Here is a 9,974-nt window from a genome sequence, read left to right on the forward strand (position 1 = left end):
CCGTCACCCGAGCACCGCGGGCAAAGCTGCATAGCCGCGGAACCTGATCCGCCCGCCGGGCACCCGCCCCGGCAGCAGGCGGTAGCCCGGAAACCGGCGCAACAGGCGTTCGATGGCGATTTTTCCCTCCAGCCGCGCCAGCGTCAGGCCGACACAGACATGCGGCCCGCCGGCAAAGGCCAGGTGCCGGTTCGGTGTCCGGGTGATGTCAAACTCTTCCGGGTTCTCAAACACCTCCGGATCGCGGTTCGCAGCCCCGATCACCAGATGCAGGTTGGTTCCCGCAGGCACCTGGAGGCCGCCAATCTCCGCCTCAGCGGTGGTTTCGCGGTTGCCCAGCTGGTTTGGAGAGCGGAACCGCAGCATTTCCTCCACCGCGGGCTTGATCAGCTCCGGTTCTTCCAGCAAGCGCCGCCGTTGCTCTGGATGGTCGTTCAGCAGCGCCAGCCCGTTGCCGATCAGGTTGGTGGTGGTCTCGTGACCCGCATTCAGGATGAAGATGCAGTTCTGGATCAGCTCGATCTCGCTGAGCGTTCCATCAGCGCCCTCGCCCCGGATCAGCCGGGTCAGAACATCGGTCTCACTGTCGCCCGGCTTGGCCCGCCGCCGGGCGATCAGGTCTTGCAGGTAGTCCTTGAACTCCTCCACCGCGCGATGCCCTGCGGCCAGTTGCGCCTCGCTCAGCGCAGGCTCCAGTGCGCCGAGGATCGCCAGTGACCAATCCCGCAATGGCGCCCGTTCCGCCATCGGCACATCCAACAGGTTGCCAATAATCTGGATCGGGATGGAGGCAGCAAAATCGCCGATCAGATCCGCCTTATCCCGGCCTGCTATCTCCTCAAGCAGTTGATCGACAGTCTCAACCAGCCCCGGCTCCATCTTTGCAATGGCCCGCGGCGTCAGGGCGGACGTCATGATCTTGCGCACCCGCGTGTGCAGAGGCGGATCAGAGAATACCAGCGATGTCGTGTGATGCTCAAACAGCGGCGAGCCCTCGCCGTATTTCGGACCAAAGACACGCTTCTTGTCAGAGGAGAACAAAGTGGTGTCCCGGTAAATCCGGTCCAGATCCGCATGACGGCAGACCAAAAGGGATCCATCCGGTTGCGGCAGCACCGGGGCCTCGCGCAACAAGGCATCATAGTAAGGAAAAGGATCCTCAACAAAACCCACCGGCGGATTTGCCAGATCAAATCCCTTTATACTCGCAGGTACACGCGCCCCACTGCTCATCCGCTATCCTCCAGCTGGCTGCCCGGCCAGCGTTTCCCCCGCAAATGTGACTGTCAATCGCCCAGTCCGTCACGGAACCCAGCGTCAAAAGACTGCAGAGTGATTTTTCGTGAAGCCAGTTTTCCACGTGACAAGAAGGAAGGGCGCAGATAGAAACAAACCATGAACACAGCCATTTCCTCCATCCGCAATCTGGGCCCCGCCTATGAGGAAGCCTGCCGCCAGGCGGGCATTGCTTCCGCCGAGGAGCTGCGCACGCTTGGCGCCGATGCGGCCTATGCCAGGCTTTTGCAAACCGGCACCCGCCCCCATTTTATCGGCTACTACGTGCTGGTGATGGCGCTTCAGGGACGCCCGTGGAACGACTGCAAGGGCAAGGAAAAGGAAGAACTGCGCAAACGCTTTGATGCAATCAAGGCTGAGGTGCGCCCGCAGCACAGTTCCAAACTGCTGGCAGAGCTGGACGCCATCGGCGTGCGCGCAACCCCGGCGGACCTGAAGACGCTCTGACTTCGCGACAGGGCTTCGGACAGGTGAATGCGGGGCCGCAGAAAGCCGGCCGGCTGGTAAATCTGCAACCTTTTCCGGTGCCGCGGCGTTGTGTCTCCAAGAACAGACGCAACGAAGGGAGATCCGTCATGGACCTGATCCGCATCATTTTCGCAGTCATCTTGCCGCCGCTGGGCGTGTTCCTGCAGGTGGGCCTGGGCAAGCACTTCTGGCTGAACATCCTGCTCACGCTTCTTGGCTACATTCCTGGCATCGTGCACGCGGTGTGGATTATCGCACGGACGCCCAGCCATGCCTGATCTGCCGGAACATCAGCACAAGCAGCTGAAAGCGCTGGAGCGTCTTGCCCATCGCATGGACCGCGCCTTCCGCATTCCGGTGATCGGGCTAAGGGTCGGCTGGGACAGCATCGCCGGTCTTGTGCCTGGCATTGGGGATGTTCTTGCCCTGCTGCCAGCAGGGTACATTCTCTACTCGGGATACCGCCTGGGCGCCTCCCCCCGGGTGCTGGCCCGGATGGCGGCCAATTCCGGGATTGACGCGCTAATCGGTGCGGTGCCGGTCCTGGGCGACCTGTTTGATGCGGCCTGGAAATCCAACACCCGCAACACCGCCTTGTTGCGCCGCCATTTGGAGGAGAAGGGAAACAGGGGCGAGCCGCTGCCAAAACGCCTTGGCCGGCGGAAATTCTCCAGCCTCACCGCGCCGCGGGAACTGCGGTATTCCCCTGCGTTTGCCGCCCCCCCGGACCGACGGCAGCACCAGCCACAGCTGCGCCAGCACCCTCTGGGCCGGGCATTTCCGCAATAAAAAAGGGCTGCAGCCCTCAGGCTGCAGCCCTTAATACCGGTTAAGCGTTTGGCTTAGCCGACCAGCTCGAGGCCGGAGAAGAAGTAGGCGATTTCAACCGCTGCGGTTTCCGGCGCGTCGGAACCGTGAACGGAGTTTTCACCTACCGATTCAGCGAATTCGGCGCGGATGGTGCCGGCCGCGGCGTCTGCCGGGTTGGTGGCGCCCATGACTTCGCGGTTTTTCGCGATGGCGTTTTCGCCTTCCAGAACCTGTGCAACGATCGGCGCGGAAGCCATGAATTCGCACAGCTCGTCGTAGAACGGACGCTCGGCGTGCACCTTGTAGAACTCGCCCGCTTGCGCCTTGGTCAGGTGGATGCGCTTCTGCGCCACGATGCGCAGGCCAGCTTCTTCAAACTTGGCGTTGATTGCGCCGGTCAGGTTGCGGCGGGTTGCATCGGGCTTAATGATCGAGAAAGTGCGTTCCAGTGCCATGGGGCAGACTCCTGTGCTGAAAAGCCGGACGTCATGCCCGGCCTGTTACGAATTGCCGCCCCGATAGCATGGCTCTGTGACAGGATAAAGAGGGGATTGCGCAGCTTTGACGCAGCTGCCGTTTCGGGGTTGCACTTATCTGATTTTTTTTGTCAGGTACTGCGGTGCGAACAGGGTTGAAACTTGAAACAAGGTTGGATGATGAAACCTGTATTTGCTCTGATCACCTGCTTCGCAGCCGCCCCGGCGGTTGCCGCTGAAACTGCCATGCCAATGACCTACGGCCTGTTCGAAACGGCCATCGCCCATACCGATCTGGACAGCTGCCCGGCGCAGCTCGCCAAACCGGACACCTTCTGCCGCGCAACCCTGCGCCATGACGAGATCCACGTCTTTGCCTTCAGCCGTGAAGACGGCAACCCGCTGGTCGGCTTTGCCTCCTATGCCTTCGATGATCTCGCACAGCATCTGAACTAGCAGCTGCTCATGATGGGTCATGATGGGGCTGCCAGCCGCCGCCAGCTCCCCTCCCCCATTGACAACACCGCAGCACTGCCGCAGTGCTCGGTTCATGTTACGTATCAGCGATATTTCCTATGCGGTCGAAGGCCGCCTCCTGTTCGATGGCGCCAGCGCCACGATCCCCACCGGGCACAAAGTCGGGCTGGTCGGCCGCAATGGCACCGGCAAAACCACGCTGTTCCGGCTGATCCGCAATGAGCTGTCGCTGGAATCCGGCAGCATTTCCCTGCCAAGCCGGGCACGGATCGGCGGTGTGGCGCAGGAAGCGCCCGCCTCGGGTGTGTCGCTGATCGATACTGTTCTGGCAGCGGACACCGAACGCGCCGAACTGATGGCAGAGGCGGAGACCGCACAGGATCCGGGCCGGATTGCGGAAATCCAAACCCGTCTGGCCGACATTGACGCCTGGTCAGCCGAGGCCCGCGCCGCTTCTATCCTCAAAGGACTGGGGTTCGACTACGACGCCCAGCAGCGCCCCTGCTCCGATTTCTCAGGCGGCTGGAGGATGCGTGTCGCATTGGCATCAGTGCTGTTTTCCCAGCCGGATCTGCTGCTGCTTGACGAACCGACCAACTATCTGGACCTGGAAGGCGCGCTGTGGCTTGAGGCCTATCTGGTGAAATACCCGCATACGGTGATCATCATCAGCCACGACCGTGAACTGTTGAACCGGTCGGTCAATGGCATTCTGCATCTCGAGGACCTGGGCCTGACCTTCTATTCCGGCAACTATGACCAATTTGCCCGCCAGCGCGCCGCCAACCGCGCCAATCAGGCGGCCCTGGCCAAGAAACAGGACGCCCGCCGCGCCCACCTGCAGGCCTTTGTGGACCGGTTCAAGGCCAAGGCCAGCAAGGCAAAGCAGGCGCAAAGCCGGGTGAAGATGCTGGAGAAGATGGAAACCATCCGCGCGCCCGAAGACGCCGCGCGCACCGTGTTCACCTTCCCCGAACCCGAAGAGCTCTCGCCGCCGATCATCGCAACCGAAGGTGCGTCGGTGGGCTATGACGGCACCACGATCCTCAGCCGGCTGGACTTGCGCATCGACCAGGACGACCGCATCGCGCTGCTGGGTAAGAACGGCGAGGGCAAATCCACTTTGTCCAAGATGCTGTCAGGCCGCCTGGATGTCATGTCAGGCCGGATGACCCAGTCGAGCAAGCTGCGGATCGGCTTCTTTGCCCAGCATCAGGTGGATGAGCTGCACATCGACGAAACGCCGCTGCAGCACCTGCAACGCGAACGCCCCGACGAAGGCCAGGCCCGGCTGCGCGCACGGCTCGCCGGTTTCGGCCTGGGTGCGGATCAGGCCGATACAGCCGTGGGCCGTCTCTCCGGCGGACAGAAAGCACGCCTGTCGCTGCTGCTGGCAACCCTGCCTGCGCCGCATTTGCTGATCCTTGACGAACCGACCAACCACCTGGACATCGAAAGCCGCGAGGCGCTGGTGGAGGCGCTGACAGCTTACTCCGGCGCGGTCATTCTGGTCAGCCACGACATGCACCTCCTTAGCCTGGTGGCGGACCGCCTGTGGCTGGTGTCCGGCGGCACGGTAAAGCCCTTTGAGGGCGACCTGCCCGCCTACCGCGACTTGCTGCTGACACGCGACAAACCAGCGGGCAAGCCTAAGGCAGAAAAACCCAAGCGCCCCTCCCGGGACACCATCCTGGCCCTGCGCGCAGAGGTCCGCAAAGGCGAGGCCCGGCTCGAAAAAGTAAGTGAGATGCGCGACAAGCTGGCCAAGAAGCTGGCCGACCCTGCCCTCTACGAGGAAGGCCGCAAGGACGAGGCTGTGGTCTGGCAGCGCAAATATGCCGAAGTGATGGAAGCGCAGGACCGTGCCGAGGATCTTTGGATGAAGGCGCTGGAAAAACTGGAACAGGCAGAAGCACAATGATCGACACTGCATTCCTGATCACTTCCTTCGTGACATTGTTCGTGATCGTCGACCCGATCGGCCTGACGCCGGTCTTCATCGCCCTGACGCAGGGCATGTCCTCATCCCGCCGCCGTTCCATCGCGCTGCGGGCCACCATCACTGCGGCCGTGCTGCTGGCGATTTTTGCAGGTTTTGGCGAAGCAGTGCTCGGCTTCATCGGCATCTCCATGCCCGCCTTCCGGGTGGCTGGCGGCGTGCTGCTGTTCCTGACCGCGCTCGACATGCTGTTCGAACGCCGCAACAAGCGGCGCGAGGACCGCAGCGAGGAAGACGATTTCGACGACCCCTCTGTCTTTCCGCTAGCCATCCCGCTGATGGCTGGCCCCGGCTCCATCGCCACGGTGATCCTGCTGACAGGCCAGCAGCCCGGCTTTGCAGGCTTTGCCATGGTAATGGGCGTGGTGATTGCCGTGCTGGCAATCCTCTTGGTAATGTGCCTGTTTTCCGGCCTGTTCGAACGGATGCTGGGCAAGACTGGCATCACTGTAGTCACCCGGCTTTTGGGTATGCTGCTGGCAGCCCTGTCGGTGCAGTTCGTGCTGGACGGCCTGCGCGACTTCGGTTTTGCAGGCTAGTATAACGTCCCGGCCCGCCTACATAATAAACAGGAGGTGAGCGCATGGGCGAATATGAAATCGGGCGGTTTATCTATCTGATCATCCTGCTGGTTGCAGTCGGATCCTGGGTCTTTGTCCAAAACCGGCAAAGCCTCGGCAAGACGATGCAAATGTTTGCCGTCTGGGGCTTCATCTTTCTTGGCGTCATTGCCTCATACGGATTGTGGGAAGACATCCGCCAAACTGTTCGCCCGCAGCAAAGTGTCGCCATAGACGCGGGCCGCGTCGAGGTGCCGCGCGCACCCGACGGCCACTATTATCTAACCTTGGACGTAAACGGCACCCCGGTTGAATTTCTGGTCGACACCGGTGCCAGCCAGGTGGTGCTGAATGAACGCGACGCGCAAAGCGCGGGCATCGACACCGGCAATCTCGCCTATCTTGGCCGCGCCAGCACCGCCAACGGTGAAGTGCGCACCGCCTCTGTCTGGGTGGATGAGATTTCGCTCGGCGGCATTACCGACAGGAACCTGCGCGTTTGGGTCAACCAGGGAGAGCTGGAACAATCCCTGCTGGGCATGGGTTACCTGCAGCGCTGGTCCAGCATCGAGATCCGAAACGGTGCGCTGGTACTGACACGCTGACGGCCTCAAACCGCGCAACTCCGGCCTGCAATGTATTGAGGCGGATCAAGGTTCTGCTCCCGCTTGCCCCCTAGATTGGATCTGAGCCAACCAATCAAATAGAGGAGCAAGCCGCCGTGACAGATGACGAACTGAAGCAATTGCAGCAAAGCTACAGCAAGCTGAAAGAGGAAACCGGCAAGTCGCCCTCATATTTCTATGACTCGCTGTTCCGTCATGCGCCTGAATTGCGCCAGCTGTTCCGCGAGGATCTGGAAGGCCAGGGCATGAAGTTCATGACCACACTGGGCGTGATTGTTGCCAGACTGAATGATGAAAGCGCCGTTGCCCCGCAATTTCAGCAGCTCGGCAAGACTCATGCGTCTCTTGGCGTCAGGACGGAACACTTCGCCCCGATGGAAGAAGCCCTGATCGACACCCTGCGCCACGCGCTCGGAAAGGAGATGACCCTGGAGCTGGAGGCGCTGTGGCGCACGGCCTTCAAGGAGATTTCCCTCAAGATGATCGAACGCGGCGGCATTCAAGGCCACTGAAACGGTCTCTTGGCAGCAGCGTCAGCTGTTGCCGGGTTCAGCCGTAATGAATCCTTTGACGGGATAAACCCGGCCGAACGCGCCCGGATAGCTTTCCAGCCGGACCGCAGACCAATCGTTCTTTTCCGACACGTCAATCACCGCCATGCCGAGCGAGATCTTGTTGCGGTGCCAGTTGGCGTGGTTGACCCGGATCCTTCGCGCATCCTCGACTTTTGAAACCACAGCAACATGCCCCAGCGGGTTGGAGCGGGTGGCACTGAAGGCCATCACGGCACCCAGTTCCGGCTCATTGCTGCGGCTGTACTGCCCCGTGGCCTGCGCCCACCAGGTCTTGGCATTTCCGAAAATTTCGATCCCGCTGGCGTTGCGGGCAAAGGGCACACACCAGACACGGCGGCCTTTGGACTGCAAATACTGAACTTCCTGAACGGCATACTCCAGCCGCGCAGCCTCGGCCTCTGCCCGGCTGACGGATCCGTTCTGAACATCACCGCAATTGGCCAGGAAAAGCAGGCCGGCGCCGGCAATAGGAAGCAGCCGCAGCCGCTTGACCGCACGTACGAAATTCATCTGTCCCCCCAGTGTCCTGGTTGTTTTCCCGGTTGACCGGGATTTGTGCTGGAAGGGATAAAGGCCAAGTGACGAAAAATCGAGTAATTGTTGCCCTTGTGAAACAAATCTAATGGGTCATCGGCAAATTATTGCCAACACCAGGTGCCGCAACCGTAGATCCGCCTATTTTTCGGCCTTCTTTTCCCAGCGACCGCTTTCCTCTGACCAGTACTGGGCGGAACAGCCCTCATCCGTCAGTGTCTTCCACTGGGTGCGCGCATGCTGCACGGCCTCGGGGTCGGTGCCGTCAAACAGGATACAGACCCGGTTCAGCGCCTTCACTTCTTCGGCACTGACCGCGGCGCCATCCACCGCCATCACGCACTCCGGATTGTTGGCCACCTCAGGGCCCGCCGTCAGCAGGATGGGCTGCAGCGCGTCATGGGGGCCGCCCGCCAGGCCATGAGCCCGGAAACTCTCTTCCGGCCCCTGCCACAGGCGGTCATCCAGCCAGACCATACGCTCCGGATCGCGCCCGCGCACCGCAATGCGCCAGCCCGCCCCGCGCGCCTTGTCCAGAAGGACCGGAAGGGTCTCCTCCAGCGGCCTTTGCGTCAGATGATAGAAATAGGCGACCCCCATAACGGCTTATTCCGCCTCGAACTTATCCGCGACCAGCCGGTTCAGCGCCATTACCCCCCAGCCGGTGGCACCCTTGGGCGCATAGTCCGTGTCCTTGCTGACCGATGCCACGCCGGCGATATCCAGATGGATCCAGGGCATATCGTCTTTGATGAACCGCTGTAGGAACTGCGCCGCAGTAATGGAGCCCGCAGGGCGGCCGCCAACGTTCTTCATGTCGGCAATGCGGGATTTAAGCTGCTCGTCATAGGCCTTGCCCAGCGGCATCCGCCAAGCGCCCTCGTCCTCAGACTTGGCAGCCTTCAGGAAGGCATTGCACAGGTCATCATCATTGGAGAAGACACCGGCGTTTTCATGCCCCAGCCCGATGATAATCGCGCCTGTCAGGGTTGCCAGATCGATTACACCTGCGGGCTTGAACCGCTCCTGCGCGTACCACAGGACATCACACAGCACCAAACGCCCCTCGGCGTCCGTGTTGATGATTTCGACGGTGTCACCCTTCATGGACTTCACCACATCGCCAGGACGGGTGGCGTTGCCAGAGGGCATGTTCTCCACCAAGCCAACCAAGCCAACCACATTTGCCTTGGCCTTGCGCAGCGCCAGCGCGCGCATGGCGCCTGCCACGACACCGGCGCCGCCCATGTCCATGGTCATCTCTTCCATGCCTGCCGCGGGCTTCAGGGAGATACCACCGGTATCAAACACCACGCCCTTGCCAACCAGCGCCAGTGGCGCGGCATCCTTGGCGCCGCCCTTCCACTGCATCACCGCCACCTTGGAAGGGCTGTCGGAGCCTTGTCCGACGCTCAGCAGCGTGCGCATGCCAAGCTTCTCCAGGTCAGCCTCTTCCAGGATCTCAACCTCCAGGCCAATGCCCTTCATTTCTTCGATGCGGCGGGCGAATTCCGTGGTGGTGAGGACATTTGCAGGCTCATTGACCAGATCACGCGTCATATGCACGCCCTCGGCCACCGCCAGCAGCGGCGCACAGGCGGCCTCCAGTTCTGCCGGAGACTTGGAGGCCACAACAACCTCTCCCTCCGGCTTGTCGCCTTTGGGAGACTTGTGGTTATCAAAAGCATAGTCCCGAAGCGCCATACCCAAAGTCAGATCCGCAGCCTTGTTCATGCTGCCGGCCATGATGGTCAGCCGCTTACCTGCAGCCCCCTTCACCAGCTTAGCCCCTGCCTGCCGCGCCTCCACAGGAGTCAGCTTGCGCGGCAGCACCAGAATATCCAGCGCCTCAACCTGCATGCCTGCGGGCCAGCCCAGGGAAATCACATCGCCTGCCTTCGCCTTTTTGAACCCTTCCGAGTCTATCAGCCGGGCAATTGCCCCCTTGGACATCCGGTTGGCGCTGCGCGCAGCCTGGTCCATGCTGCCGTCCGGCCTCACCATGACCGCTACCCGGCCAGTCATCTCTGCTATCGCCTTGGGGTCGTAGTCGACGAAACGGATCGGGGTAAGGCTGCTCATTCTTGCGCGCTCCTGCTGAAAATCTCTTGGTTCTTGGCACCAGAGGTATCCTGCAGAGCGGCAGTTGGAAA

At 61.4% G+C, this 9,974-nt stretch carries 13 protein-coding genes; 8 read left to right on the forward strand and 5 right to left on the reverse strand.

Annotated elements, in window-relative coordinates:
• Positions 1-3: 3 nt before the first annotated feature.
• Positions 4-1,233, reverse strand: coding sequence for a cytochrome P450 (locus RA26_RS00745; RefSeq protein WP_039178493.1), 1,230 nt, complete (start codon positions 1,231-1,233; stop codon positions 4-6).
• Positions 1,234-1,395: 162 nt separating this feature from the next.
• On the opposite strand from RA26_RS00745, the gene RA26_RS00750 reads away from it, so the two are divergent.
• The 3 genes from RA26_RS00750 to RA26_RS00760 all read left to right on the forward strand — a co-directional run bounded on the left by RA26_RS00750 (position 1,396) and on the right by RA26_RS00760 (position 2,553).
• Complete coding sequence (locus RA26_RS00750; RefSeq protein WP_039178495.1) at positions 1,396-1,743, forward strand: TfoX/Sxy family protein; 348 nt, start codon at positions 1,396-1,398, stop codon at positions 1,741-1,743.
• 128 nt (positions 1,744-1,871) lie between these two features.
• The gene (locus RA26_RS22265; protein WP_039178496.1) at positions 1,872-2,042 is read left to right on the forward strand and encodes a YqaE/Pmp3 family membrane protein; all 171 of its coding nucleotides are present in this window, start codon (positions 1,872-1,874) and stop codon (positions 2,040-2,042) included.
• The gene (locus RA26_RS00760) at positions 2,035-2,553 is read left to right on the forward strand and encodes a DUF4112 domain-containing protein (protein ID WP_039178497.1); all 519 of its coding nucleotides are present in this window, start codon (positions 2,035-2,037) and stop codon (positions 2,551-2,553) included. Before RA26_RS22265 ends, RA26_RS00760 begins: the two co-directional genes overlap by 8 nt.
• A gap of 53 nt (positions 2,554-2,606) precedes the next feature.
• On the opposite strand, the gene ndk is transcribed toward RA26_RS00760, so the two are convergent.
• A complete protein-coding gene (ndk, locus tag RA26_RS00765; RefSeq protein WP_039178499.1) occupies positions 2,607-3,029 on the reverse strand; it encodes a nucleoside-diphosphate kinase in 423 nt (140 codons plus the stop codon).
• 201 nt (positions 3,030-3,230) lie between these two features.
• On the opposite strand from ndk, the gene RA26_RS00770 reads away from it, so the two are divergent.
• The 5 genes from RA26_RS00770 to RA26_RS00790 all read left to right on the forward strand — a co-directional run bounded on the left by RA26_RS00770 (position 3,231) and on the right by RA26_RS00790 (position 7,224).
• The gene (locus tag RA26_RS00770) at positions 3,231-3,506 is read left to right on the forward strand and encodes a hypothetical protein (RefSeq protein ID WP_241482566.1); all 276 of its coding nucleotides are present in this window, start codon (positions 3,231-3,233) and stop codon (positions 3,504-3,506) included.
• Positions 3,507-3,600: 94 nt separating this feature from the next.
• Positions 3,601-5,448, forward strand: coding sequence for an ABC-F family ATP-binding cassette domain-containing protein (locus RA26_RS00775; RefSeq protein ID WP_039178502.1), 1,848 nt, complete (start codon positions 3,601-3,603; stop codon positions 5,446-5,448).
• Positions 5,445-6,065: a MarC family protein gene (locus RA26_RS00780; RefSeq protein ID WP_019298524.1), complete on the forward strand. Its 621-nt coding sequence runs from the start codon at positions 5,445-5,447 to the stop codon at positions 6,063-6,065. The genes RA26_RS00775 and RA26_RS00780 overlap by 4 nt, the downstream gene beginning before the upstream one ends.
• A gap of 44 nt (positions 6,066-6,109) precedes the next feature.
• Complete coding sequence (locus RA26_RS00785; protein WP_039178504.1) at positions 6,110-6,691, forward strand: retropepsin-like aspartic protease family protein; 582 nt, start codon at positions 6,110-6,112, stop codon at positions 6,689-6,691.
• A gap of 116 nt (positions 6,692-6,807) precedes the next feature.
• A complete protein-coding gene (locus RA26_RS00790) occupies positions 6,808-7,224 on the forward strand; it encodes a globin domain-containing protein (protein ID WP_039178507.1) in 417 nt (138 codons plus the stop codon).
• 21 nt (positions 7,225-7,245) lie between these two features.
• Here RA26_RS00790 and RA26_RS00795 read toward each other — a convergent pair whose 3' ends face one another.
• The 3 genes from RA26_RS00795 to RA26_RS00805 all read right to left on the reverse strand — a co-directional run bounded on the left by RA26_RS00795 (position 7,246) and on the right by RA26_RS00805 (position 9,903).
• Complete coding sequence (locus tag RA26_RS00795) at positions 7,246-7,797, reverse strand: CHAP domain-containing protein (RefSeq protein ID WP_039178509.1); 552 nt, start codon at positions 7,795-7,797, stop codon at positions 7,246-7,248.
• A gap of 165 nt (positions 7,798-7,962) precedes the next feature.
• Entirely contained in the window at positions 7,963-8,421 is a 459-nt protein-coding gene (locus tag RA26_RS00800; RefSeq protein WP_039178514.1) for a DNA polymerase III subunit chi, read from the reverse strand.
• A gap of 6 nt (positions 8,422-8,427) precedes the next feature.
• On the reverse strand, positions 8,428-9,903 hold the full coding sequence (locus tag RA26_RS00805) for a leucyl aminopeptidase (RefSeq protein ID WP_039178518.1): 1,476 nt from the start codon (positions 9,901-9,903) through the stop codon (positions 8,428-8,430).
• Positions 9,904-9,974: the final 71 nt, after the last annotated feature.

Source organism: Leisingera sp. ANG-M7 (assembly GCF_000813965.1).
Taxonomy (GTDB): domain Bacteria; phylum Pseudomonadota; class Alphaproteobacteria; order Rhodobacterales; family Rhodobacteraceae; genus Leisingera.

Excerpts from the sequence above, each read along its gene's own strand:
- RA26_RS00745 (WP_039178493.1), bottom strand. The coding sequence starts at position 1,233 with ATGAGCAGTGGGGCGCGTGTACCTGCGAGTATAAAGGGATTTGATCTG.
- RA26_RS00750 (WP_039178495.1), top strand. The coding sequence starts at position 1,396 with ATGAACACAGCCATTTCCTCCATCCGCAATCTGGGCCCCGCCTATGAG.
- RA26_RS22265 (WP_039178496.1), top strand. The coding sequence starts at position 1,872 with ATGGACCTGATCCGCATCATTTTCGCAGTCATCTTGCCGCCGCTGGGC.
- RA26_RS00760 (WP_039178497.1), top strand. The coding sequence starts at position 2,035 with ATGCCTGATCTGCCGGAACATCAGCACAAGCAGCTGAAAGCGCTGGAG.
- ndk (WP_039178499.1), bottom strand. The coding sequence starts at position 3,029 with ATGGCACTGGAACGCACTTTCTCGATCATTAAGCCCGATGCAACCCGC.
- RA26_RS00770 (WP_241482566.1), top strand. The coding sequence starts at position 3,231 with ATGAAACCTGTATTTGCTCTGATCACCTGCTTCGCAGCCGCCCCGGCG.
- RA26_RS00775 (WP_039178502.1), top strand. The coding sequence starts at position 3,601 with ATGTTACGTATCAGCGATATTTCCTATGCGGTCGAAGGCCGCCTCCTG.
- RA26_RS00780 (WP_019298524.1), top strand. The coding sequence starts at position 5,445 with ATGATCGACACTGCATTCCTGATCACTTCCTTCGTGACATTGTTCGTG.
- RA26_RS00785 (WP_039178504.1), top strand. The coding sequence starts at position 6,110 with ATGGGCGAATATGAAATCGGGCGGTTTATCTATCTGATCATCCTGCTG.
- RA26_RS00795 (WP_039178509.1), bottom strand. The coding sequence starts at position 7,797 with ATGAATTTCGTACGTGCGGTCAAGCGGCTGCGGCTGCTTCCTATTGCC.
- RA26_RS00800 (WP_039178514.1), bottom strand. The coding sequence starts at position 8,421 with ATGGGGGTCGCCTATTTCTATCATCTGACGCAAAGGCCGCTGGAGGAG.
- RA26_RS00805 (WP_039178518.1), bottom strand. The coding sequence starts at position 9,903 with ATGAGCAGCCTTACCCCGATCCGTTTCGTCGACTACGACCCCAAGGCG.